Below are 23,645 nucleotides of genomic sequence, written 5' to 3'. Positions count from 1 at the left end.
GTGGCACCGCGCGCCAGCCGCCGCTTCCGGTAGATCCGCCGCGCATGCAGGAAAATGCCCCCGCCCCGCCCGCCGCGGCAGCCGACTCTGAGGCGTTTCCTGAGAAGGCGCCCGATCCGGTTCAGGAGGGCTTTGGCCCCGCTCTGCCTTCGGCCTCCGTGCTGGTCATCGACGACGAGCCGGGCATGCGCAATTTCCTGTCCAAGGCGCTGGCCGGGTCTTGCGCCCGCGTCGATGCCACTGCCGACACGGTCGAGGCGGCGGCGCTGCTCGATGCCAACAGCTATGACATCGTGCTGCTGGACAACGTGATGCCCCGGCAGAAGGGCGTCGACTGGCTGCAGGAGCAGCGCCGCATCGGGCTGTTTTCCGATGTGATCCTGATGACCGCCTTTGCCGACCTGGAGACCGCCATTGCCGCGATCCGGGCCGGCGCGTCCGATTTTCTGCTGAAGCCCTTCCGGGTGAACCAGCTTTTGAACGCCATCTCCCAGTGTCTTGCCCGCACCCGGCTGCAGCGGCAGAACGCGGTGCTGCGGCACGAGCTGGAGGCGGGCAAGGACCTGCTGCATCACCGCAACGCGCTCCTCGGCTCCTCTCCTGCGATCCAGGCGGTGCGCCAGGTGATCGGCCGGGCGGCGGCTGCCGCCTCCCATGTGGTGATCCGCGGCGAGGCCGGATCCGGCAAGCAGATCGCCGCGCGCATGCTGCACAGCAGCTCGCCGCGCGCAGGGAACGCTTTCGTCTGGCTGCAATGCAAGGGCATGAGCGAGGCCGCCTTCCAGGCCCGCCTGTTCGGCCGCATCGAAGCTGCCGCGGAGGCGCAGAGGCCAGAGCCTGGCCAGCCGCAGGACGGCATGCTGCAAGACGCGGCGGGCGGCACGCTCTACCTCGAAGATGTCGACCTGCTGCCGCCTGCCTGCCAGAACATCCTCGTCGAGCTGCTGACCACCGGCCGCTTCCGCCCGATCGGAGCGGGGCGCAGTATCACGCTCGACGTGCGCATCATCTGCTCCTGCCTGCGCCCTCTGAAACAGGCGGTGGAGGAACGCAGCTTCCGCGCCGATCTTTTCTACCTCCTTAACGTGATCGAGATCGTGCAGCCGCCCCTGCGCGAACGCGGCGAGGACGTGCTGGAATTGACCGCCTTCTTCGCGGAGACCTTGTCGGCCCGTCTGGGGCTGACCCCGCCTGCGCTGCCGCCGGATGCACGGCGGCGGCTGCTGGCGCACAGCTGGCCCGGCAACGTGATGGAGCTGCGCAACACGGTGGAGCGCGCGCTGATCGAGGGCAGCTACAGCGAGGCGCTTGGCGCGCCAGCAGGCACGGGCGAGACCGAGAGCCTGGCCGCGGTCGAGCAGCGCCATATCCTGGCCACGCTGGAGGCCTGCGGCGGCAACCGCGCCGAGGCCGCGCGCCGCCTCGGGATCGCACGCAAAACCATCGACCGGAAGTGCCGGGCCTGGGGTCTTTGACGGCAGTGCGCTCAGTCCGGCTTCGGCTTCTGGTGCTGGCGCTGCTGCCCTTGGTGGTGCTGCTGCCGCTCTTGCTGGGCGTCACGATGCTGCGATGGATCGGCAAGTACGACGAGTTGCTGTTTGCCAAGGTGGCAAGCGACCTGCGGGTGGCGGAACAATATTTTGGCCGTATCGAAGCCACGCAGGCGGCCGAGGTTGCGGCCCTCGCGCAATCAGTGCGCTTTGCCCGCGCCAGGGCGGCGGGCGGCGGGGTGCTGGCCGATTTCCTCGCCGCAGAACAGGCGGCACTAGGGCTCGACTTCCTCGTCTATGCCGATCCGGCGGACGGCTCCTTGCCGCCTGCGCTGCGCCGGGCGGCGGCCGCCACGGCGGAAAGCGGCGCCAAAGCCGGTCTTGCGGTCTTCGAGGCCGGTGACCTTTCCCGGATGTCGCCTGCGCTGGCTGATCAGGCCGTTTTGCCACTGGTGCCTACCGAGGCCGCCCGCAGCCTCGGCCGGGAGACGGAGACCCGCGGGCTGGTACTGCTGGCCGCCCAGGCGGATGCGGGTCGGGACGAGGTGCTCGTTGGCGGGCGGCTGCTTAACCGCAACCTCGGCGTGATCGACCGGATGAACGCGCTGATTTACCCCGGAGGCGCCGCCCCCGACAGCCGCACCGGGACCACCACCCTGTTCCTCGACGATGTCCGCATCTCTACCAACGTGCGCCTGTTTGCCGGAGCGCGGGCGCTTGGCACCCGGGTTTCCGAAGCGGTCTGGCGCAAGGTCATGCAGCAGGGCCAGCCCTGGCTCGACCGCGCCTTCGTGGTGAACGACTGGTATATCTCGGGCTACGTGCCGCTGGCGGATATCACCGGCACCCGGGTCGGCATGCTTTACACCGGCTTCCTGGAGGCGCCTTTCACCGCCCAGCGCAACACCACGATCCTGTCGCTGATTGGCGCTTTCCTCGCCGTGCTGGGGCTGACGATCCCGGTCTTCCTGCGCCTTGCCCGCGGGGTCTTTGCGCCGCTGGAGAAGATGACCGCGACGATGGAACGGGCCGAGAAGGGCGCGCTCGGCGCCCGCATCGGCCCGGTCGGCACCCGCGACGAGATCGGCGCCGTGGCGCGGCACCTGGACCGGCTGCTGGACCAGGTGCAGGAGCGCGACGACGCGCTGCGCAACTACGCAGAGAACCTCAACAGCCTGGTGGAGACCCGCACCGCCGAGCTGCGGGAGGCCAACCGCAAGCTGGAGAGCACCTTCGCTCAGCTGGTGATGTCGGAGAAGCTCGCCTCAATCGGCGAGATCACCGCGGGCGTAGCGCATGAGATCAACAATCCGGTGGCGGTGATCCAGGGCAACCTGGAGATCCTGCGCATGAGCCTCAGTGCGGAGGACCAGGCGGCGCTGAAAACGGAGCTGGACCTGATCGATCAGCAGACCCACCGCATCAACATCATCGTCGGCAAGCTTCTGAACTTCACCCGGCCGGGCGAGATGTCGGATCTCGCCACCCTGGCCGACCCGCAGGCAGCGGTGTCGGACGCGCTGGTGCTGGTCGCCGCGGATCTGCGCAACCAGGGCATCGAGGTCGTCCGCCGCCACGCCCCCGCTCCGCCGATCCGCATCGTGGAGACGGAGCTGCAGCAGGTGCTGGTGAACCTGATGATCAACGCCGCCCAGGCGATGGCGGGCGGCGGCACCCTCACCATCGAAACCGGCCCCGAAGCACGCGGCGGCGTGCCCGGCAGCCGCATCCTCCTGCGCGACACCGGCCCCGGGATCCCGCCCGAAAGACTGGGCAGCATCTTCGATCCCTTCTACACCAGCAAACCGGCCGAGGGCACCGGCCTGGGTCTGTCAATCAGCCAATCGCTGATCGCCCGGGCGGATGGGGTGATCACTGCCGGGAGCGAAGAAGGCCAAGGTGCGGAATTTAAGATCTGGTGCCCGGCCGGGGACATTTCGCGGCACCCCCCCGTCTGAACACCGCAGATAGTGGACATTTTGTCCCTCCCGCCCTGCCGCGGGATGGGAAATTTGGGACATTCCGACCTTTCCGCGGTGCAGCAATTGCCATTCAAGCGATTGATATAAAACAATAATTACTATTGACCGCAAGCGGCACCCAAGTCCAAACCGAAAAAGGCATGCTGCCGGCCAAAGGCGACAAGACCAAAAGACGGCGGCGCAACCGGGGGCGAGGAGGCCCCCGCGCAATTCGGAGGAAAGCCAATGTCACACTCAGCAGCCGGGCCCCTGGGGTTCCTGCGCAAGGAAAACATCGTCGCGCCGGAGGGCTTCAACCGCTGGCGGGTGCCGCCCGCCTCGATCGCCATCCACCTGTGCATCGGATCGGTCTACGCCTGGTCGGTGTTCAATCCGCCCCTCACCCGCGAGCTCGGAGTCGCCGCCTCCGCCGCGGGCGACTGGTCGCTGTCCTCGGTGGTGTGGATCTTCTCGGTCGCGATCGTCGTGCTTGGCCTGACCGCGGCCGTGGGCGGCAAGTGGCTGGAGAAGGTCGGGCCCCGCTACGTTGGCGTGGTGGCGGCGGCGCTCTGGGGCGGCGGCTTCGTGCTGGGCTCGCTGGGCATCGCCAGCCATCAGCTGTGGCTCGTGTACCTCGGCTACGGGGTGCTCGGCGGTGCCGGGCTCGGGCTGGGCTACGTCTCGCCGGTCTCCACCCTGATCCGCTGGTTCCCGGACCGCCGCGGTATGGCCACCGGCATGGCGATCATGGGCTTCGGCGGCGGCGCCATGATCGGTGCGCCGCTGAACCAGTGGCTGCTGTCCACCTTCCAGAAAGCCCCCGACTACCTGGGCGCCGAAAGTGCCGTGACGCTCATCACCGAGGGCGGCCGCCGTTTTGCGGAAACCGCAGCGGGCAGTGTCGAGGTGGTAGTCGCCTCCGCCCAGCAGGCAGCGGCATTCGGCGGCGAGGCCGGGGTTTATGTGGTCGGCACCGGCAACACCGGCGCCGCGGCCACCTTTCTGACCCTCGGCATTGTCTACTTCTGCGTCATGGTGCTGGCGGCCTTCCAGTACCGCGTTCCGCGGGAAGGCTGGAAGCCCGAGGGCTGGGAGCCGAAACCCTCGGCCAAGCGCATGGTCACCCAGAACCACGTGCATATCGACCAGGCGATGAAGACGCCTCAGTTCTGGCTGCTGTGGGTGGTGCTGTGCTTCAACGTGACCGCAGGCATCGGCGTGATCGGTGTGGCTAAGACGATGATCAACGAAATCTTCGGCGACCTTGCCCTGGTGACCGCGGCCTTTGCAGGCACCTACGTGCTGATGATCTCGGTATTCAACATGGTGGGCCGGTTCTTCTGGGCCTCAACCTCGGACTTCATCGGCCGCAAGAACACTTACCACTGCTTTTTTGTGCTGGGCACGCTTCTTTACTGCACGATTCCGTTCTGGGCCGCGTCGGGCGGCGTCACCGCGCTGGTCGGCTTCTACATCGCCACGATGATCATCTTCACCATGTACGGCGGCGGCTTTGCCACCATCCCGGCCTATCTCGCGGATATCTTCGGCACCATGCATGTCGGCGGCATCCACGGCCGCCTGCTCACCGCCTGGTCGGCGGCCGGCGTGCTCGGCCCCTTCGCCATCACCTACCTGCGCAACCTGTCCAAGGAGGGCGCGATTGCCGATCTGGCGGCGCAGATCGACCCGGCTGACTTTGCCGCGAAGTTTGGCGCGCCCGTCGCGCAGCTCAACGAGCTGGTGGCGGCCAATACGGTGACCATCGCCAAGCTGATGGAGATCGCCCCGGCCGGCACCGTGGATCCGACCGCCACGCTTTACAACACCACCATGTATTGCATGGCGGCGCTGCTGGTGATCGCCTTCTTCGCCAACCTTCTGGTCCGCCCGGTGCGCGAGAAGCATCACGTGGAAAACACCCACGGCGCAGGCGCGGTGCCCGCTGAATAAGCCCTGCCCCGCCGCCGCACCCTATTGCGGCGGCGGGAGTATCCCCGTCCCCCTCCCTCCGCATGGGAACGATCGTGCGGCTCCCCCGTTACCTTTACAAGGCCGCCCCGGCACAAGCAGGCCGCGGCCATCGCAGGACAAAGGCGCGGACATCATGTGGAGCTGGATACAGGAGAACTCGGCCACCTTACAGTTGGTGGTCAGCCTGCTGACCGCTTTTGTCTGGATTGCCTACCTGCATGTCTTCGTGTCGAGCTACCAGCGGCAAACCCGTTCCAGCCTGCTGATCAGCGGCGAAGGCCCGCATGGGCTCAAAGGACGCTGCGTCATTTCCAACATGGGCTCGGAACCTGCCTTCCTGATGGACGTTCTGGCCGAATTCGAGACCGCTGACAAAAAGTTCACCGCCAGCGTGATTGACCGCGCCGAACTGTGGGAGTCCGAGGAGGGCACCAGCGATGGAATATCCGCGCAGGGCCCGATGCTGAGTGGCAGCTATGTGGATATTGGTTCCTTCGAGGACGTGCTGGACCGCGCTAAGCGCAAGTTCAACTCCGAGGACTTCACCCGCAATGTCAGTACACTTCGCCTGATCGCCATTGCCGCCACCAGTCAAGCCCGAGACCTGGCCGCCGCCTGCCGTTGCTTTGAGTTCGTCTTTGACGACGGCGGTGACGTTTCTCGTATACGCCCGATCGAGATCTCGGCCGAGCAGATCCGCTCCCGCCGCAAGCGCAGGAAGCTGCGCAGCCTGCTTGAAGAGATCCAGAAGGACGAGGTCATCGATCACTCAGTGAGCGATGACCTGATTGAAAGCAGGCGCGGGCTGAGGGGTTAGGGTTACCGGTCCTACGGGGCAATTGGCCGGCTCAAAGGCTAGCCTTTACCTGAAACGCCTCCGCGTGGCTGGGGAACAGTTTCTGCAGGAAATGCAGCGTTTGCGCGAGCGCTTCTTCACGGTTGTATATGTGCGGGATCAAGTGCAGCTTCTGCCAGTAGCCGTCTGTCAGGGAGTCTATCCAGCCGCCTGCCATTTCCGCCTTGCCGGGATCCTCCGGTGTAAGCTGGTGGCAGATCTCGCTGAGCATCCTGGACCTCTTCTCCTCGAACTCGCCGGTGATCTCGGCATATTGCGGGACGAAATTCTGCTCTCCGAAGAATGCAAACCAGATGGCGAGCGTGCTGGAATTGCAGATCTTCGGGCTGAAATCAGCCTCGATGATCGTGCGCAGCCGGGCCGCGGGATCCTCGGGCGCCTTTTCCAGCACCGCCTGCCAGTGGGCCTCATAAGTCTGGTACTGATCGCGAAGCGCCTCGGTCAGGAGGCCGGTCTTGGACTTGAAATAAAAGACCGCAACACCCTGCGACAGCCCGGCCTCATTTGCCACCGTCGCCAGCGTCGTCTTGGCCAGCCCGTTGGCCACAATAGATTTCAACGTCGCATCGAGAATTTGCCGCCGCCGCATGTCGGCGTTTTCCTTGCGTTCCTTGCGCGGCTTCCTGCCGCTGCCCTGCGATGCCACCATGAGAAATCCAAGCTTCAATTTTCCTCCTTGTTCCACACTTCTCTACGCCTGTCAGCCCGATTATTTTTATTTAAGCGCTCAAAAAAACTTTACCGGAAAAATCTTCTTCTCTAGGCTCCGGTTAACCACAGCCGGACCAGGAGAGATTCATGGGGCAGCACGACAGATATGACGCCATCGTGGCGGGGGCCGGGCACAACGGCCTGACCGCGGCCTGCTACCTGGCCAAAGCCGGGCTGAAGGTTCTGGTGGTGGAAAAGAACGATTGGATCGGCGGCGCCGCGGTGAGCCGGTCACTGCATGAAGGCTGGACCTACTCCAACTGCTCTTATGTCTGCTCGCTGTTGCGCCGCGAGATCGTGCGCGACCTGGAGCTGCCGAAATACGGGCTGCAGGTGATCCCTTACGAAGGCGGCGCCAGCTTTGGCAGCGGCGGCGATTACTTTGCCTATATGTCGGACCATGATGCCCTGCGCCGGGAAATTTCCCGCCACAGCACCCGCGATGCCGACGCCTATGACCGCTTCAGCCAGACGGTGATCCGCCAGTGCCGTTTCATCCGGCCGTTCCTGCTGCGCAGCGCGCCGGACCCAACCTCGCTGAAGCCGCGCGACATTGGCGAGCTGCTGTTCCTGATCAAGCAGGCGCACGGGCTGGGCAAGAAGGAGCTGGGCGAGACGCAGCGTTTCTGGTCGATGTCGATTGGCGATTTCCTGGATGAGCATTTCGAGAATGACCTGATCAAGGCGCATATCGCGGGCGCCGGGATCATCGGCACCGGACTGGGCGTCTATTCACCCGGCACCGCCTATGTGCTGCTGCATCACTACATGGGCGATGTGGACGGCGCGATCGGGGCTTGGGGTTTTGCCCGCGGCGGCATGGGCGCAATCTCCAACGCGCTGGGCGCCTGTTTCGAGGAAGCAGGCGGCACCATCGTCACCGGCTCCGGCGTCGACCGTTTTCTGGTCAGCAACGGACGGGTCACCGGGGTGGCGCTGGACAATGGCGGCGAATACCACGCCCCCATCGTGGCCTCCAACATGGATGTGAAACGCACCTTCCTGCAGCACACCGGCCAGCAGCACCTGCCCGGCGACTTCGTGAAGGCGGTCAAACGGTTCAAGATCCGCGGCTCCTCCGGCAAGCTGAACATCGCGCTGGATGCGCTGCCAGAGTTCCCCGCCGCCCCCAAGGGCGCCCCCTTCCTGCGCGGCGATCTGCATTGCGCCGAAAGCCTGACGGAACTGGAACGCGCCTATGACGACTGGAAGGAGGGGCGCTGGTCGCAAAATCCCTATTTCGACATGCTGATCCCCAGCCAGATCGACCCGACCATGGCACCGCCGGGCAAGCACATGATGACCGTCTTCGTGCAATACGCGCCCTATGACCTGGAGGTGGGCGGCGTGCGTGCTGGCACCAACTGGAACGGCCAGACCCGTGGGGCCTTTGCCGAATGCGTCTTCGACAAGCTTGAGCAGGCCTGCCCCGACATCCGCAGCAAGACTGTGCACGCCGAGGTCCGCACTCCTTGGGACATCGAGCAGGAGGTGGGCCTGACCGAAGGCAACATCTTCCAGGGCGAGCTGACCTTTGACCAGCTGCTCTTCAACCGTCCGGTGCCGGGGTATGCGCAATACGACACCCCGATTGACGGCATGTATATCGTCGGCTCCTCAGCGCATCCGGGCGGCGGCGTGATGGCCGCGCCTGGCGCCAATGCGGCCAGGGAAATCCTGCGCAACATCGGCCGGAGCGGCAACATGACCGGCTATGCGGCCTGAGGAGCGACTGATGACCACACCAACCTACGACGCAATTGTCATCGGCGCCGGCCACAACGGGCTGGCCGCGGCTGCAACCCTGGCCCGCAAGGGAAAATCGGTCTGCGTGATCGAAAAGAACGCAACTGTCGGCGGCATGGCCCGGAATACCACGCTCGCCGGCGGGATAGAGGTGCCGGAGATCGCGCATCTGCTCTACAACCTGCACCCCAAGGTGAAGAAAGAGCTGGGCCTTGGCACTGCCCGTGCGCCGCTGGAGGTGCGGGACCTGCCGGCCGTCTCGCTGTCCGAAGACGGCAATCACGCGGTGATCCGCGCCGGCAAGGCAGAACTGACAGACGGCCGGCCCCACCCCGAAGCAGGAGCCTTTGGTGAACTGATGCGCCGTCTGACCCTGTTTGCGCGTCTGTTGGGGCAGCTTTCAACCAAATCCCCGCCCTCGCTTGAGGGCGGTCTGGCCAGCTTGAACGGTGTCACGGAACTTGCCGGACTGGCCAAGCTGGGGCTGGATCTCAAGCGGATGGGCAAGAAGGACATGCGCGAGTTTCTCCGCGTGCTTCTGTCCAACGCCTATGACCTGATCCTGGACGATCTGGAAGACGGCCCGCTGGCCGGAGCGCTGGCGGCGGATGCGGTGCGCGGCGCCTATGCCGGGCCGCGCTCGCCGGGGACCGTTTTCAGCCTGATGTACCGTCTGGGACAGGGCGGCGGCGCGCAGCTGCCAATGGGCGGCATGGGCGCGGTCTCAGCAGCTTTTGAAGCCGCAGCCCGCGCCGCCGGGGCCGAAATCCGCACCGGCACCGGCGTAGTCCAGGTATTGACCGACAACGACCGCGCGGCGGGGGTGGTGCTGGAGGACGGCTCCGAGGTTTCCGCCCGTGCCGTGCTGAGCAACACCGGCCCGATGCCGGCGATGATGCTGGCGGGGGCAGAGCATTACGACGTGGAAGCGGTGCGGAGGATGCGCAACCAGCGCTGCAAGGGCACGGCGGCCAAGGTCAACCTGATCCTGAGCGGCGCGCCAGTGTTCACCGGTCTCAGCGCCGGGCTTAGCGCGGGCCGGCTGCTGATCGCCCCCAGCGCCACCTACGTGGAGCGCGCCTTCAACCCGGCAAAATACGGCGAGACGCCGGAAAACCCGGTAATCGAGGTGGTGATCCCCAGCCTGACCGACCCGGAACTGGCCAAAGACGGGCAGCATGTGCTGTCAGCCGTGGTCAGCTCCGTCCCCTACGGTCTTGCGGGGGGCTGGGATAAGACCGCCCGTGAAAAGCTCGCCGCGATCACAATCTCCACTCTGGAGAAATACGCGCCCGGCACCGGCGCGCTGGTCACGGAATGCCAGGTGCTCAGCCCCGCCTGCATCGAGGCGCGCACGGGCGCGCCGGGTGGCCATTGGCACCATGCGGAGATGGGCATCGACCAGATCCTGACGGTGCGGCCCGCCAACGGCATGGCGCATTACCGGTTCGGGCCGGAGGGCTACTACCTCTGCGGCGCGGGCGCCCATCCGGGCGGTGACGTGACCGGGCTGGCCGGCCGCAACAGCGCACTGCAACTGCTGAAAGACGGGGTTCTCTGATGACCAAACATGTGCCCATTGGCCTGATCGAAACCCCGTTCCAGCCGCGGCTGGAGGCGCTCAGTACCGCCAGGAGCTGGACCAATTGGGCGGGCTATGCCTCCCCCGCGGCGCTGGATACGGTGGAGTTCGAATATTTCGCCATCCGCAACCAGACCACCCTGTTCGACATCTCGCCGATGCACAAATACCGCATCGCCGGGCCGGACGCGCTGAAGGTGGTGAACCGCCTGGTGACCCGCAACGCCGCCAAGCTGCGCGACGGGCGGGTCGGTTATGTCCTGTGGTGCGACGAAGAAGGCATGGTGATCGACGACGGCACCCTGTTCCGCTACTCGGAAAGTGATTTCCGCCTGTGTTGCCAGGAGCCGATGTACACCTGGCTGCTCGACGCAGCCTGGGGCTTTGACGCGGCGATCACCGACGAAAGCCAGGACATCGCGGCGCTTTCGCTGCAAGGGCCGACCTCGTTTTCGCTGCTGCAGGACGCGGGGCTCGGCGCGGTGGCAGACATGAAGCCCTTCGACTGGCGCGAGATCGAGCCGGATCTCTGGGTGTCCCGCACGGGGTTCACCGGCGACTTGGGTTATGAGCTCTGGGTTCCGAACGGCAAGGCGCTGGAGCTGTGGGACAGGCTGTGGGCGGCAGGCAACCACTGGGGGCTGAAGGCGATCGGCTTTGACGCTCTCAACATCTGCCGCATCGAGGCCGGTTTCGTCGCGGCCGGCTTTGATTTCCAGCCGGTGCACGCGGCCATGCGCCTGGGCCGCGGCCGCAGCCCGCTGGAACTGGGCTTTGGCAAGATGGTGGATTTCACCAAAGGCCATTTCAACGGCCGCCGCGCATTGCTGAAACAGCAGGAAACCGGGCTGCGCTACCACCTGCGCAAGATCGATATCGGCGGTTTCAAACCCGCGGATGGCGCCCTGATCTACCACAAGAAGAAGAAAGAGGTGGGGCACGTAACCTCTGGCGCCTGGTCCCCCACCACCAAGCGCAACATCGCGCTGGCCGAGTTCAAGGCGCCCTTCGGCGGGGCCATCACCGATGACCTGTGGGCCGAAATCTATGTCAACGAGGAGGGCCAATGGGACAAGCGGCTGGTGCCCGTCACCATTGAGGACAAGCCCTTCTTCAACAACAGCCGCGCGCGGGAGACCCCGCCGCGCCCGTTCTGAACCGGATCAGGTACTCCCATGACCAAGATGAAACCGAACACCTTCGCAAATGAACCGAGCCCGGACACCCTGCACGAGTGGGACCGCATTCATCAGCTGCATCCCTGGATGGCGATGGACGACTGGCGCGGCTACGACAATATGCTGATGGAGACCGCCGACGGCATCCATCTGTGGGACGGCGCCGGCAAACGCTATATCGACGGCCCGGGGGGCATGTGGTGCACCCAGATTGGCTATGGCCGCCAGGAAATGGCCGATGCCATCGCCGCGCAGGTGATGAAGCTGCCCTATACCTCCCCCTTCACCAACACCACCGAGCCATCGGCGCTGCTGGCCAAGAAGATTGCGGACATGGCGCCCGGGGACTTGAACAACGTCTTCTTCACCACCGGCGGCTCCACCGCGGTGGATACGGCGCTGCGCACCATGCAGTACATGAACAACCGCCGGGGCACGCCCAGCAAGAAGAAGATCATCGCCCGCGAGAAGGGCTATCATGGCTCCACCTATCTTGCCCATTCGGTAACCGGCAAGGAACGCGACCAGAGCCATTTCGATTTTGAGACCCGGCTGGTGCATTTCCTGCCCGACGTGAACCCCTACCGCCGGCCCGCCGGCATGAGCGTAGAGGACTGGTGCGATGCCAAGGTCGCGGATCTGGAAACCGCAATCACCGGCATCGGTGCGGAGAACATCGGCGCTTTCATCGCGGAGCCGATCCTGTCGTCCGGCGGTGTCATCGTGCCGGCACCGGGCTATCACAAACGGACGTGGGAGCTGTGCCGCGCCAATGACATCCTTTATATCTCCGACGAGGTGGTGACCGGATTTGGCCGCCTTGGCCACTGGTTCGCCTCTGAGGAGGTCTTTGGCATTCAGCCGGACATGATCACCTGCGCCAAGGGGCTGACCTCCGGCTATCTGCCGCTTGGGGCCTGCATCATTTCCGACCGGGTGATGGAGCAGATGAGCCACCTGGGCACCCCGTCCTCCTTTACCAATGGGTACACATACTCGGGCCATCCGGTCGCCTGTGTTGCCGCCTTGAAGAGCATAGAGATCATCGAACGCGAAGGCATTCTGGAACACGTCCGCGCGGTCACCCCGCATTTCCAGGCCCGTCTGCGTGATCTGATGAGGTTCGATATCGTAGGTGATGCGCGCGGCGAGGGCCTGCTGGGCTGCATCGAGTGCCAGGCGGCGGATCTGGAGGCCGAACGCAGGCTGGGGTCGATGATTGATGCCGCCTGCGAGGAAATGGGCCTGATCGTCCGTCCGCTGATTAATATGGCGGTGTTCTCGCCACCGCTGATCATCACCCTGGACCAGATCGACGAGATGTTCGGCATCCTGGAACGTGCCATCCAGCAGGTCGAAGCACAGCTGGCAGCGTGAAGCGGCGCGGGCACGGGATTCCGTCCCCCTTCCCGAATGACGGGCGCCAAGAGGGTTCGGGCGCCCGTTCTTTTTTGGGTCTGTGGCTGTCATGGCGGCAGACCGTTCCGGCATGTGACAGCCATCACGCCTGTTCAAGACGCGCGCTTTTTACCCCTGCCACCGGTCCTCATGGATGAGTGTACCGTTCCGCGGCCATTGCCGGGAAACCGGTATCCTCTGAGGGCCGCGCGTCCGTATTGCGCCCTTAGACGGTGTGTTCGCGGCGTCCGTATTTTTTCGCAAGGTCCACGTCCTGCCCCAGATCCATTGCCGCGCGGTAGCCGCTTTGCACGGCGGCGGCGATGATATGCGGGGCTTCGGCGTCGCCGATACGGATCAGGGATTTAATTCCCGCTTCCCTCAGCCCGCCTCTCATCGCCGTAAGACCCTCGTAAAGCCCCAGCACCGGCAGGCGGCGGGTGAGCGGAATGATGGCATCGCAGGCAAGGGTGCTGCGGGTGTTTGAGAACATGCAGGACAGCACGGCCTCTCCCTTCTGCGCGGCAACCAGCATGCGGTTAGGCAAGACCGATACGCCAGCCTCGATCAGGGCAGCATTGGACTGGTAGACCTCGGTGGTCCACTGCCCCCAGTCGCAGGGGCGGCCTGCGGGCGTCACGAGAGAGACCCGGTGCCCGTCCTTGCGAAGCTGCAGCGCCAGGACCGAGCCGAGGTAGTAGTGATCGTCATCGTAGATCACCACGTGATCCGCGTTGAGCGCATCGCCGTTCAGCACGGTTTCCGCCGAAATGACCATGCCGGGCACTTCCTCCTCCAGCCCGGTATCGGAATGGCGGCCGATGGTATCCGTTGCCCAGACCGCGCCGGTGGCGGCAATCACATGGGAGACGCCAAGGTCCAGGACATCGGCAGCTTCCAGCGGGCTTTCCGGGAAAACCTCCACATTTGGCAGTTTTGCGATCTGTCCGATCCGCCAGTCCCGGACACGGGCCCATTCGCTCATCCCCGGCAAGCGGGATTCGCGGGTGACACGCCCGCCCAGGGTCCGGCTGGCCTCTGCCAGCATCACCGAATGGCCGCGTTCGCCCAGAACCCGGGCCGCCTCCAGCCCGGCAGGGCCAGCCCCAACCACCAGTACCTTCTCCGGCGCGTCGCTGCGCCCGGCTTTTTCAGGATGCCAGCTCTGACGCCATTCCTCCCCCATGGTCGGGTTCTGGGTGCAGCGCAGCGGCACCCCCAGCGAGTCATGCGCATAGCAGATGTTGCAGCCGATGCATTCGCGGATGTCTTCGCTGCGGCCTTCCTCGATCTTCCTGGGCAGGAATGGATCGGCAATCGACGGCCGCGCCGCGCCGATCAGGTCCTGCCCGCCCTGGCGGATCACCTGCGCCATGGTGTCGGGCGAAGTGTACCGCCCCACCGCCACCACCGGTTTCGAGGTCAGCGATTTTGCTTGCGCGATGCTACCGGTAAAGGAGGCCTCCTTCACAAAACGGCTGGCCCCCATCTCCACGCCGTAATCCGGCACTACCAGATCCCAAAGGTCCGGCAGCTCTGCCAGCATGGCAAAGGCGTCGTAGCTTTCGGCATTCTCCAGCCCGACGCTGAAGCGGGTGGCGACGGCGCATTTGTGGCCGACGGCATCCCTGGTTTCCTCGATCAGCTCGCGCACCAGCCGCACCCGGTTTTCCAGGCTTCCGCCGTATTCATCGCTGCGGGTGTTGTTCACCGGGTCGAGGAACTCCGACAGCAGGTAGCCGTGGGTGGCATAAACGTAGACGATATCAAACCCGGCCTCGACCGCGCGCAACGCGGCATCACGGTGCCATTTCCGGATGCTGCGGATGTCCTCGCGGTCTATTTTGCGCGCCTGTCCGGGATGCAGGACGGTAGCATCGGTCTGCGGCCGGTTGCGCAGGCCCAGGGGCGCCAGGCGGGTGCCGAAATTGGTGACCATGCCGCCGCCGATCCACAGCTCCACCCCGGCCAGCGCGCCGTGTTCGTGCACTGCGTCGGTCATCAGCCGGTTGGCGCGGATGTCGTCCTCATCCCACAGCGCGGCATAGGGGTAATAGTCGTTGTCCGAAGTCGGATGGATCGAGCAGAACTCGGTGTTCACAACGCCCCAGCCGCCTTCGGCCTTCATCCCCCGCATGGCCGCCACGGTGCGCGGACGGCGCCAGCCCATGCCCGCGCAATGCGGCACCTGATAAAACCGGTTCTTCGCCTCTACGGGTCCGATTTTCACCGGTTGGAACAGGATGTCATGGCGGGGATCGCGCATCAGTTTTACCCTACAAGAGGCCGGCCTCAGCCCACAGTTTAATTGAGCGCTCAAATAATTCTTGTGTCAAGCCGGTTTCCCTCCTAACCTTTTCCTATCACGGCCGGACCTGTGCCTGAGAGGGTAAAGCGCGGGGGAAAAGGGCCGCGGCAACAGGGAGACGTTCATGAAAATCTTGAAAACAGCCACGGCGCTTGGCATGGTCCTGTCCCTTCAGGCTGGCGCGGGCCTGGCCGCCGATGCGGAACTGACCGTATTCGACTGGGCCGGTTACGAGGATCCGGAGTTCTTCTCTGCCTACATCGCAGAGCACGGGGACGGTCCGACCTTTGCTTTCTTCGGCGATGAGGAAGAAGCCTTCCAGAAACTGCGCTCGGGGTTCCGCGCCGACGTAGTACACCCCTGTTCACAATCGGTACCGAAGTGGATCGAGGCCGGGCTGCTGGCGCCGCTCGACACCTCCAAGATCGAGCGCTGGGACGAGCTGGAGCCAAGTTTCCGCGACATTGAAGCCTATACTAAGGATGGCCAGAGCTACTTCATCCCGGCAGATTGGGGCAACACCGCAGTCACTTATCACACTGAGCACCTGAGCGATGAGGACGTCGCCAGCCTGCAGGTCTTTGCGGACCCCAAGCACCAGGGGCGGATCTCCATCGGGGACAACGTGGATGACGCCTATGCGCTGGGGTTCCTGGCAACAGGCGTCACGGACTGGACCAACGCGACGGACGCGCAATTCCAGGCGGCCTCCGAATTCCTGCGCGCGGTGCATCAGAATGTGCGCACCTACTGGTCCGACGGCGCCTCGCTGGCCCAGCTGATGCAGAGCGGCGAGGTCTATCTCGCCTGGGCCTGGAACGAGACCTATTCGACGATGACCTATGAAGGCCACCCGATTGCAATCAAGCGCGACACAGAGGAAGGTGCGTCCAGCTGGGTGTGCGGCTATGCAAAGCTGGCCGATGGGCCCGGGTCGGAGGACAAGTTCTATGATTTCATTAACGCCTGGCTGGAGCCGAAGACCGCGAATTACCTCGTGAACAGCTGGGGCTATGGTCACGGCAACGCCAAGGCGATGGCAGAGATGAACGCCGCTGATCTGGCGGCGATGGGGCTCGAAAGCAGCGAAAGCCTGCGCGCCAAGACCCTGTGGCAGGCACCGGTGCCATCGGCGCTGCGCGAAAAAATGATCGCTGAATTCGAACTGATCAAGGCCGGGTTCTGAAAACCGCCGCTGCCATCAGTGACGAAACGCCCCGCCGGTGTGGCGGGGCGTTTTCCTGTTTGCCAGTGCTTTTTATGAAGGCCGCGGGCCGCGGCGGCCCGGCCTATTGGAACAGCACGATGGAATCCGCCCCCCACCCCACCGGCACCTCGCTGCCCGGCGGCACGATGGACCGGCCTGCGGTGTTGCGCATCGAGATGGTTACATCCTCGGCGTGGCCGGGCAGGCGCACGCTGTAATAGGTCATGTCGCCATAATAGGCGGTACCCGTCACCTCGCCCCTGGCGACGTGCTCGGTCTGCTCGCTTCCGTCAAACAGGATGGTCAGCATCTCCGGACGGATGCCGATGGTTTCGAGATTCCGCAGATCCAGTCCCTCTGGCACCAGCGCCGACGGCAAGTCGATACTGCCCAGCGCCGGGATGTCGAGCGCCAGATGGCCGTTCATCCGTCCGGTGGCGCGGGCGTCGAGAAAATTCATCACCCCAATGAAAGAGGCCACGCGCCGGTCCACCGGACGCCGGTACAGCTCCTCTGGTGTGGCCAGCTGGGCGATGCGGCCATCGAACATTACCGCAATGCGGTCCGACATGGTCAGCGCCTCCTCCTGGTCGTGGGTCACCAGAATGAAGGTAATGCCGAGCCGTTGCTGCAGCTGGCGGAGCTCCACCTGCATCTGGTCGCGCAGCTTCTTGTCGAGCGCCGACAGCGGCTCATCCAGCAGCACCACCTTGGGCTTCATCACCAGTGCCCGGGCAAGCGCAACCCGCTGGCGCTGGCCGCCCGACAGCTCATGCGCCGCACGGGCGCCCAGCCCGCCCAGATCCACCATCCGGAGCGCCTGCTCCACTTCGCGGGCGATCTCCGCCTTGGGCAGCCTTCGGGTTTTCAACCCATAGCCGACGTTCTCCGCCACGCTCAGATGCGGAAAGATCGCATAGGACTGGAACACCATATTTGTGGGGCGGCGGTTGGCGGGAACACCTGCCATGTCCTGGCCTGCGATCACGATGGTGCCCTCCGTGGGCGCCTCGAACCCCGCGATCATCCGCAGCAGGGTTGTCTTGCCGCAGCCCGAGGGACCCAGCAGCGAAAAGAACTCGCCCTCGTGGATGGTTGCATCGATGCCTTTCAAAGCCTGGAAGCTTCCGAAGGACTTGGTGACGCCCGCAAGGTCGATGATGGGTTTGGGAGATGGGCTGGCCATGTCAGGCAAATCCTCCGGTGGCTGTTGCTTCGAGACCCTGATTCCGCGCGGCGCGGCGGCGGAACCACTCGGCCAGGATCAGGAGCAGGACGGACAGAACCAGCAGGATGGTCCCCAGCGCCATCACCGACGGCAGCTTGCCAGGGAAGCGTAGCTGGCTCCAGATGTAGACTGGCAGCGTGACCTCCGTTCCGGTCAAGAAGAAGGCGATGATGAACTCATCCAGCGAAATGGTGAAGGTGATCAGCAGGCTGGACACGATGCCCGGCATGACCAGGGGCAGAACCACGCGGCGGAAAGTGCCCCAGCGGCCTTCGCCCAGGTCATAGGAGGCTTCCTCCAGGCTCTGGTCCAGCCCCTGAAAGGCTGAGCTCAGAATGGCGATGGCAAACGGCGTGCAGATCAGCACGTGCCCCAGAACCACGGTGGCCAGCGACAGCGGCATGCCCAGCTGCATCAGCAGAACCAGCAGGGCCACCGCCACGATGATCTCCGGCAGGACAAGGGGCAGCATGATGAAGCTCATGATGCCGCGTTTGGCGGGAAACCGGTAGCGCGCTGCAGCCCGCGCCGCGCAGGCGCCGAGGATGGTGCTCAGCACCGCCGAAGACAGGCCGACGATCAGCGAATTCCGCACCGCGCCATGCAGCGCTTCGGTCTGCCACAGCACCTCGAACCACTGTGTCGTGAAGCCGCTCAGGGGAAAGGAGATGATAGTGGCATCGTTGAAGGCGAACATCGGCAGAAGGATCACCGGCGCATACAGGAACACCATGTAGGCAACCGCGTAGACTGCCAGCCACTTGGCCGAAAGCGTTTTCAGGGCGGGTTTCATTGCACCTTGCCTCCAAACCGTTTGCCGACGAGGAAAATCACCGCGCTGATACTGGCCACGATCAGCATCGAAGTGATCGCCAGCGCAGCCCCGAGCGGCGCATTGTTCGCTTTGCCGAATTGTATCTGGATCATATTTGCGATCATCAGCCCGTCCGTGCCGCCGACCAGCTTCGGAGTGATGAAATCGCCGATGGTCGGGATCAGCACGATCAGGGTGGAGGCAATGACGCCGGGCATTGCCAGCGGCAGGGTGATGCGGAAGAACCGCCGCACCGGCCCGTCGCCAAGGTCCTCTGCGGCCTCCAGCAGCGAGCGGTCGATTTTCTCCAGAGCCACGAAAATCGGCAGGATCGCAAAAGGCGCCCAGGCATGCGCCAGGGTCAGCACCACGGCGTTGGCATTGTACAGCAGGAAGGTCAGCGGCTCGTCGATGATGCCCAACCCGGTAAATGCGGTGTTCAGCACGCCGTTGTAGCCGAGGATCACCTTCCACAGGAACACCCGCAGCAGATAGCTGGTCCAGAACGGCACGGTGATCAGGAACAGCCACAGCGCCTTGCGCTGTTTGACGTGAAAGGACAGGTAATAGGCGATCGGAAACGCCAGCGCCACGGTCACCAGTGTGACGATCAGCGAGATCTTCAGCGAACGCAGCAGCAAGGCGCGGTAGATCGGCTTGGTCCAGGCTTCGCGGTAGTTGTTCAGGGTGAAGGTGGTATCGAGCTCCAGATAGTCCTGGGTCCAGAAGCTGAAGGCCGTCACCATCACCAGCGGTGCGGCCAGCATAAGCAGCGAATAAAGCAAAGTCGGGCTGATCAGCACGAGGCCCTGGCGCCTCTCTCCGGTTAGCATCCCTGGCTCCTCCTGCCCCGTTTGGGAGGCGCCGCCAAAACCTTGGCGGCGCTTGCAATCATGCGCCGCCCTGCTGCGCAAGAAGTACTGCGTTGCGGACCATCAGCTGCCCTGGCTCCGGCTCGTCATAATCCAAAACCGGGAACAGCTTGCGCAGCTCGTCGTGGTAACTGCGCACACCGTGCTCCAGATCCGACAGGATCACACCATCATAGCCGCTGGAAAAGGCCGCTTCCCAGCACCATTCGATCAGCTGTTCATCCTCTTTCGAGGTGATCCGGTCGATCCGTCCGCTGAGGTAGCGGGCGGCGCGCAGCTGCCGGTCCTCTGCCGGGCGCTTGTAGCAGGCGGCGCGCTGGATGGTTCGGCCGTTTTCCACCGGAAATTCGTGGTAGAAGATCACCGAGTCCGGATAGATCCCGAACACCAGGTTGGGAAAGACCCCCAGGTAGAGCCAGGCTGCCTGATGTTCCTCGTCCAGCGCTTCGGCCTTTGGCAGCAGCTTCTTGTAGTTGCGCACGCTCCACAGCCGGCCGTCACCGGGACGAAAGCCGCCAAAAGACCGCGAGGCGCCATTCCTGAACGGCTGGTCCTCGTAGTGGCCGCCGAACAGGTCATGCAGGCCGGGGTGCGCCAGCGGCACATGATAGCCCTCGTTGTCGACATCTCGGACGCATTTCCAGTTGGCGGCAATCTCAGTGATGCTGATCCCGTTTCCGTCGGGGAGCAGCTCCGCCAGGCCATAAGGGGCCAGCTCTTCTTCGAACTGCGCCATCACTTCGGACACGGCAGGCTGCGGCCCAGGCTTGAAGCGGACAAAGACAAACCCGTGCCAGATGTCCATCTCTACCGGCTTCAGGCCCCATTCCACCGGATCAAGGTCCGGCAGCGTCTCGGGCCGGGCCGCACCGCGCAGGGTGCCGTCCAGATTGAAAGCCCAGCCGTGGAACGGGCAGATAATGGCGTTTTTGCAATGGCCCTTGTTCTCTGCCACGACCCGGCTGCCGCGGTGGCGGCACAGATTGTGAAAGGCACGCACACGGCCATCTTTTCCCCGCACCACCAGCGCCCGCTCGCCGGTGAAATCCGCGGCCATGAAATCACCGGGTTCCGGCACGTCGTTCACATGGCAAACCAATTGCCAGTGCCGCCGGAACAAAAGCTCCTTTTCCTCCTCCAGAAGCTCCGGATTGGTATAGCTCCACGCGGGCAATCCGGTTCGGCCCGCCCTGGGATCAGACTGAAACAGCACGTCGTCCTTCATCTGGGTCTCCTTCCCTCTGGCAAGAACCAATAGCATTCCTTGTTTGAGCGCTCAAATAAAATATTTCACGCGGTACTGTGATCCTCCCCCCACTGATGCGGTCAGCTGTTATGTTTAAGAAAACGGAGGATTGGGATCGCAGCGAACTGACGGGCCGAGGCGAAGATGAGGTGCCTTAAAAACTACGGCGAACGGATCGCCCGCAGGAATCATGGCGGGGCAATCTATGCAGCTCCGCACAGCCGGCTCGCTGCGCTTCCCTGACGCTGGGTACGCCGCAGCCATCGGTGCATTGGGGTCGACCCGCCCCCCCCTGCACCGTAGCGTGGCGACCGCGGCCTAGGGGCATCACATCAGGCCGCTAGACCGCGGCAAGCAACACAAGACCGCCAGCCGGGTCAATTCCGCTGCGCCCGCGGCATACCGCGACCATGTCCCGGGCTGAGCGGCACGACTGGCCCTATGCCGGCGCCGGAGCATTAAGTTGCGAAAGGCCGCGCCTCCATCAGAACATCGATCCGAGATCGGACGCCACCGTCGGGTAGGCCGCCGGCATCGACTTCACCTGGGCCGCCGTCAGTCCCAGCTTGATCGCCAGAGAGAAGACGTTGATCAGTTCGCCGTAATCCGGGCCGAACATGTGCGCGCCGAGGATTTGGCCATCCTTGCCGGTGATGATCTTCGCACCGGCGTGACTTTCGCCGAGACGCTTTTGCGAGAACCAGCCCGAAGTATCGGTGAAGCTCACCTCGACCTCGCCCCTGTCGCGCGCTTCCTCCTCGAGCAGGCCGACCCGTGCAAGCTCCGGAATGGTGAAGACCACGCTCGGCACGCCGGTGTAGTCCGGTTCGGTGCGCTTTTTCTTTCAGCATGTTCGAGGCGGCGATCTTGCCTTCGAAGACCGCCACCGGGGTCAGCGGCTTGCCGGCCGAGGCGGCGGCGTCACCAGCGGCGTAGATGCGCGGGTTCGACGGTGATTGCAGCCAGGGCGTCACCTTCACGCCGCCGTTCTCGGCTTCGATGCCGGCAGCGGCGAGGTCGAGATGGCCGATGGCGGGCACCCGGCCCGCTCCGTGAACGACGAGATCGGCCTCAATGGTGTGGCTCTCCCCGGCCTTCCGGTAGACCACGCGGTGCGCCCCATCCGCATCCTCGATCTGCTCAAGCGCAGCCTCGGCCACGATCTCAATCCCGGCGGCGCGGCTGCGCTCTGTCAGCATGCCGACGAGGTCGGGGTCGAACTTCTTCAATTGCCGCGCGCCGCGGTCGAGGATCGTCACCTGTGCCCCCGCCCGGGCCGCGATATGCGCGAACTTAAAGGAGATGTAGCCGCCGCCGACAAAGACGATCCGTTGGGGCAGATCCTTGAGTTTCAAGAACCCGGTGCTGTCGATCAGCCGCTCGGCGCCGGGGGCTTCCAGCACCCGCGGCCTGGCTCCGGTGGCGATCAGCGCGTGGCGGAAGGCGATCCCGCCGTGGCCGTCGATTTCGATCCGGTCCCCGGCGGTGAAGCGGGCGCGGCCGTGCAGCGTCTGCACTCCGGCCTCCCTCAGCCCGGCCTCCATGTTCTCCGGCACCGGGCCCGTGAAGCTCTCCTTGTGCCGCATCAGCGCAGGCCAGTCGATCCGGGCCGCGCCGCTGACTCCCTTGCCGGAAAGCCGGCGCGCGGCCTCCACCGCTTCGGCGCCGGCACGCAGCATCTTCTTGGGGTCGCAGCCCCTGAGCGCGCAGGTGCCGCCATAGGGCAGCTCGTCGACAATAGCGACGGACCAGCCGGCCTTGCTGCACTTTTTCGCGGCGTTGATCCCGGCCATGCCGGCGCCGATGACGATTAAATCGAGCGTGTCAGTCATCTCTGCTCCTTGCCTCATGCTTTTCGGATTGTGACCGGTTCCCGCTTTCAGCGGTATCGGCCCCTTATGCGCTCGCTCAGCCACCAGATCGCTGCGGTGCCGCCGCCGGTCGCGAGACCGAGCCAAAGCCAGCCCTCTTCGCCCAGCGGCACTAGGCCGGTGCCGTGGCCCAGCACTGGCAGCGTCATCGCCAGCAGGAAGGGCCCGGTGTAGCGGCAGTGCACACGGCCGCAGCGCCGGGCGTTCAGCAGGCAGGCGCCGCCCATCCAAGCCAATGCTAGCAGCCAGATGACCATCTTGGAACCATCGGGCAGCGGGATCGCCAGAACCATTGCGCCGATGGGCAGCCACCACGCGAGGACGGTGCTGCGGGTTGAGCCGAGGAGATCGCGCTTAGGTCTTTCGCTCATGGCGCTACCCGGCGCAGCAGCCGAGCGCGGCCACGTCCTTCTCGAAGGTCCGGGCGGCAAGCTTCAGTCCCTCGACCGTCGTGAGGTAAAGCATGATCGTGATACCCGGCTCCTCGTAGGTGAGCCCCGCCCTCAGCGCCATCGCTGCCGTCTGAACGCTGTCTGCGCCCTCGGGGGCGGGGAACTGCGTTCCGATCCTATCTGTTGTCATCGTTTTTGCCCCGTTGCGTAGTGGTAACCGGCAAGATAGGGTCTGCAGCAGCTACAGGTTCAAGAGGATATCTGATGGCAGGCGATAATACCCCCGCGAGCGGCCTGAAGCGCTCCGACCTTGCCCGGCTCACCGGCTGCAATCTCGAGACGATCCGCTACTACGAGAGCGTTGGCCTGATGCCCGACCCGCCGCGCACTTCGTCCGGCCACCGCCGCTACGGGACGGCCCATGTCGAGCGGCTGAACTTCGTGATGCGGGCACGCGATCTCGGCTTTACCATGGAGGAAACTCGCGGCCTGCTCTCACTGGTCGGCCGCGGCAGCCACACCTGCGCCGAGGTCGAGCGGATGGGCCGGCATCATCTCGATGTCGTCCGTGCCAAGATCCGCGATCTCCAGGCAATCGAGACCATTCTCTCGGATACCGTCTCGCGGTGCTCCGGCGGCGACACACCTGACTGCCCGCTGCTTGATGTTCTCAGTGAGGGGCCTGCAGCGTCAAAGCCGGCAGTAGAGGGCACCGAATAGCTGCCGTCTAAGCGAGGTGCAGCCAAGGTCAGCCCCAACGAAAACGGCCGGTCACCGACCGAGGTGGCCGTTCAAAAGCCCGCCCCGCGGG

General features: G+C 64.5%; 18 protein-coding genes and 1 pseudogene. 10 read left to right on the top strand and 9 right to left on the bottom strand.

What is annotated here, in order from left to right:
- The first annotated feature begins 44 nt into the window (after nucleotides 1-44).
- The 4 genes from ACOHWE_RS13945 to ACOHWE_RS13930 all read left to right on the top strand — a co-directional run bounded on the left by ACOHWE_RS13945 (nucleotide 45) and on the right by ACOHWE_RS13930 (nucleotide 6,242).
- Nucleotides 45-1,475 carry a sigma-54-dependent transcriptional regulator gene (locus ACOHWE_RS13945; RefSeq protein ID WP_420667220.1) on the top strand — a complete coding sequence of 477 codons (1,431 nt, stop codon included), beginning with the start codon at nucleotides 45-47 and terminating at the stop codon, nucleotides 1,473-1,475.
- Between the two features lie 5 nt (nucleotides 1,476-1,480).
- The gene (locus tag ACOHWE_RS13940) at nucleotides 1,481-3,448 is read left to right on the top strand and encodes a sensor histidine kinase (RefSeq protein ID WP_420667377.1); all 1,968 of its coding nucleotides are present in this window, start codon (nucleotides 1,481-1,483) and stop codon (nucleotides 3,446-3,448) included.
- Nucleotides 3,449-3,697: 249 nt separating this feature from the next.
- Nucleotides 3,698-5,404: an OFA family MFS transporter gene (locus ACOHWE_RS13935; RefSeq protein WP_420667219.1), complete on the top strand. Its 1,707-nt coding sequence runs from the start codon at nucleotides 3,698-3,700 to the stop codon at nucleotides 5,402-5,404.
- A 154-nt stretch (nucleotides 5,405-5,558) separates the two neighbouring features.
- On the top strand, nucleotides 5,559-6,242 hold the full coding sequence (locus ACOHWE_RS13930; protein WP_420667218.1) for a hypothetical protein: 684 nt from the start codon (nucleotides 5,559-5,561) through the stop codon (nucleotides 6,240-6,242).
- A 31-nt stretch (nucleotides 6,243-6,273) separates the two neighbouring features.
- On the opposite strand, the gene ACOHWE_RS13925 is transcribed toward ACOHWE_RS13930, so the two are convergent.
- Complete coding sequence (locus ACOHWE_RS13925) at nucleotides 6,274-6,930, bottom strand: TetR family transcriptional regulator C-terminal domain-containing protein (protein ID WP_420667217.1); 657 nt, start codon at nucleotides 6,928-6,930, stop codon at nucleotides 6,274-6,276.
- A gap of 149 nt (nucleotides 6,931-7,079) precedes the next feature.
- Between ACOHWE_RS13925 and ACOHWE_RS13920 the strand changes: the two genes are divergently transcribed.
- From ACOHWE_RS13920 to ACOHWE_RS13905, 4 genes are read left to right on the top strand one after another with little or no spacing between them, the layout of a single operon-like run.
- Entirely contained in the window at nucleotides 7,080-8,717 is a 1,638-nt protein-coding gene (locus ACOHWE_RS13920) for a phytoene desaturase family protein (RefSeq protein ID WP_420667215.1), read from the top strand.
- Between the two features lie 10 nt (nucleotides 8,718-8,727).
- The gene (locus ACOHWE_RS13915) at nucleotides 8,728-10,299 is read left to right on the top strand and encodes a phytoene desaturase family protein (protein ID WP_420667213.1); all 1,572 of its coding nucleotides are present in this window, start codon (nucleotides 8,728-8,730) and stop codon (nucleotides 10,297-10,299) included.
- Entirely contained in the window at nucleotides 10,299-11,477 is a 1,179-nt protein-coding gene (locus ACOHWE_RS13910; protein WP_420667212.1) for an aminomethyl transferase family protein, read from the top strand. The genes ACOHWE_RS13915 and ACOHWE_RS13910 overlap by 1 nt, the downstream gene beginning before the upstream one ends.
- 18 nt (nucleotides 11,478-11,495) lie before the next feature.
- Nucleotides 11,496-12,875: an aminotransferase gene (locus tag ACOHWE_RS13905; protein ID WP_420667211.1), complete on the top strand. Its 1,380-nt coding sequence runs from the start codon at nucleotides 11,496-11,498 to the stop codon at nucleotides 12,873-12,875.
- Nucleotides 12,876-13,122: 247 nt separating this feature from the next.
- Here the strand turns inward: ACOHWE_RS13905 and ACOHWE_RS13900 are convergent, their stop codons facing one another.
- Nucleotides 13,123-15,162, bottom strand: coding sequence for an oxidoreductase (locus tag ACOHWE_RS13900; protein ID WP_420667210.1), 2,040 nt, complete (start codon nucleotides 15,160-15,162; stop codon nucleotides 13,123-13,125).
- Nucleotides 15,163-15,328: 166 nt separating this feature from the next.
- Between ACOHWE_RS13900 and ACOHWE_RS13895 the strand changes: the two genes are divergently transcribed.
- Nucleotides 15,329-16,390, top strand: coding sequence for an extracellular solute-binding protein (locus ACOHWE_RS13895; RefSeq protein WP_420667208.1), 1,062 nt, complete (start codon nucleotides 15,329-15,331; stop codon nucleotides 16,388-16,390).
- A 103-nt stretch (nucleotides 16,391-16,493) separates the two neighbouring features.
- Here ACOHWE_RS13895 and ACOHWE_RS13890 read toward each other — a convergent pair whose 3' ends face one another.
- From ACOHWE_RS13890 to ACOHWE_RS13855, 7 genes and pseudogenes are all read right to left on the bottom strand, one after another.
- Nucleotides 16,494-17,597 carry an ABC transporter ATP-binding protein gene (locus tag ACOHWE_RS13890; protein WP_420667206.1) on the bottom strand — a complete coding sequence of 368 codons (1,104 nt, stop codon included), beginning with the start codon at nucleotides 17,595-17,597 and terminating at the stop codon, nucleotides 16,494-16,496.
- 1 nt (nucleotide 17,598) lies between these two features.
- On the bottom strand, nucleotides 17,599-18,432 hold the full coding sequence (locus ACOHWE_RS13885) for an ABC transporter permease (RefSeq protein WP_420667204.1): 834 nt from the start codon (nucleotides 18,430-18,432) through the stop codon (nucleotides 17,599-17,601).
- The gene (locus ACOHWE_RS13880; RefSeq protein WP_420667202.1) at nucleotides 18,429-19,286 is read right to left on the bottom strand and encodes an ABC transporter permease; all 858 of its coding nucleotides are present in this window, start codon (nucleotides 19,284-19,286) and stop codon (nucleotides 18,429-18,431) included. The genes ACOHWE_RS13885 and ACOHWE_RS13880 overlap by 4 nt, the downstream gene beginning before the upstream one ends.
- A 58-nt stretch (nucleotides 19,287-19,344) precedes the next feature.
- Nucleotides 19,345-20,550 (bottom strand): aromatic ring-hydroxylating oxygenase subunit alpha, encoded by a 1,206-nt coding sequence (locus ACOHWE_RS13875; protein ID WP_420667200.1) that lies wholly within the window; start codon nucleotides 20,548-20,550, stop codon nucleotides 19,345-19,347.
- A 479-nt stretch (nucleotides 20,551-21,029) separates the two neighbouring features.
- Nucleotides 21,030-22,403 (bottom strand): FAD-dependent oxidoreductase, encoded by a 1,374-nt coding sequence (locus ACOHWE_RS20145; protein ID WP_475682158.1) that lies wholly within the window; start codon nucleotides 22,401-22,403, stop codon nucleotides 21,030-21,032.
- A 47-nt stretch (nucleotides 22,404-22,450) separates the two neighbouring features.
- Nucleotides 22,451-22,813 carry a hypothetical protein gene (locus ACOHWE_RS13860; protein WP_420667198.1) on the bottom strand — a complete coding sequence of 121 codons (363 nt, stop codon included), beginning with the start codon at nucleotides 22,811-22,813 and terminating at the stop codon, nucleotides 22,451-22,453.
- A gap of 4 nt (nucleotides 22,814-22,817) precedes the next feature.
- Nucleotides 22,818-23,009, bottom strand: a pseudogene (locus ACOHWE_RS13855) (mercury(II) reductase); the annotation flags it as partial.
- A gap of 89 nt (nucleotides 23,010-23,098) precedes the next feature.
- On the opposite strand from ACOHWE_RS13855, the gene ACOHWE_RS13850 reads away from it, so the two are divergent.
- On the top strand, nucleotides 23,099-23,554 hold the full coding sequence (locus ACOHWE_RS13850; RefSeq protein ID WP_420667197.1) for a MerR family transcriptional regulator: 456 nt from the start codon (nucleotides 23,099-23,101) through the stop codon (nucleotides 23,552-23,554).
- Nucleotides 23,555-23,645 lie beyond the last annotated feature (91 nt).

It is taken from the genome of Cribrihabitans neustonicus (assembly GCF_048820895.1).
Classification (GTDB): domain Bacteria; phylum Pseudomonadota; class Alphaproteobacteria; order Rhodobacterales; family Rhodobacteraceae; genus Cribrihabitans_A; species Cribrihabitans_A neustonicus.
The sequence above is the reverse complement of the archived record's forward strand: the minus strand, read 5'-3'. Positions and strand labels throughout refer to the sequence as shown.

Coding starts and splice junctions, on each gene's coding strand:
- ACOHWE_RS13945 (WP_420667220.1), top strand. CDS start 45: ATGCAGGAAAATGCCCCCGCCCCGCCCGCCGCGGCAGCCGACTCTGAG.
- ACOHWE_RS13935 (WP_420667219.1), top strand. CDS start 3,698: ATGTCACACTCAGCAGCCGGGCCCCTGGGGTTCCTGCGCAAGGAAAAC.
- ACOHWE_RS13930 (WP_420667218.1), top strand. CDS start 5,559: ATGTGGAGCTGGATACAGGAGAACTCGGCCACCTTACAGTTGGTGGTC.
- ACOHWE_RS13925 (WP_420667217.1), bottom strand. CDS start 6,930: ATGGTGGCATCGCAGGGCAGCGGCAGGAAGCCGCGCAAGGAACGCAAG.
- ACOHWE_RS13920 (WP_420667215.1), top strand. CDS start 7,080: ATGGGGCAGCACGACAGATATGACGCCATCGTGGCGGGGGCCGGGCAC.
- ACOHWE_RS13915 (WP_420667213.1), top strand. CDS start 8,728: ATGACCACACCAACCTACGACGCAATTGTCATCGGCGCCGGCCACAAC.
- ACOHWE_RS13910 (WP_420667212.1), top strand. CDS start 10,299: ATGACCAAACATGTGCCCATTGGCCTGATCGAAACCCCGTTCCAGCCG.
- ACOHWE_RS13905 (WP_420667211.1), top strand. CDS start 11,496: ATGACCAAGATGAAACCGAACACCTTCGCAAATGAACCGAGCCCGGAC.
- ACOHWE_RS13900 (WP_420667210.1), bottom strand. CDS start 15,162: ATGCGCGATCCCCGCCATGACATCCTGTTCCAACCGGTGAAAATCGGA.
- ACOHWE_RS13895 (WP_420667208.1), top strand. CDS start 15,329: ATGAAAATCTTGAAAACAGCCACGGCGCTTGGCATGGTCCTGTCCCTT.
- ACOHWE_RS13890 (WP_420667206.1), bottom strand. CDS start 17,597: ATGGCCAGCCCATCTCCCAAACCCATCATCGACCTTGCGGGCGTCACC.
- ACOHWE_RS13885 (WP_420667204.1), bottom strand. CDS start 18,432: ATGAAACCCGCCCTGAAAACGCTTTCGGCCAAGTGGCTGGCAGTCTAC.
- ACOHWE_RS13880 (WP_420667202.1), bottom strand. CDS start 19,286: ATGCTAACCGGAGAGAGGCGCCAGGGCCTCGTGCTGATCAGCCCGACT.
- ACOHWE_RS13875 (WP_420667200.1), bottom strand. CDS start 20,550: ATGAAGGACGACGTGCTGTTTCAGTCTGATCCCAGGGCGGGCCGAACC.
- ACOHWE_RS20145 (WP_475682158.1), bottom strand. CDS start 22,403: ATGACTGACACGCTCGATTTAATCGTCATCGGCGCCGGCATGGCCGGG.
- ACOHWE_RS13860 (WP_420667198.1), bottom strand. CDS start 22,813: ATGAGCGAAAGACCTAAGCGCGATCTCCTCGGCTCAACCCGCAGCACC.
- ACOHWE_RS13850 (WP_420667197.1), top strand. CDS start 23,099: ATGGCAGGCGATAATACCCCCGCGAGCGGCCTGAAGCGCTCCGACCTT.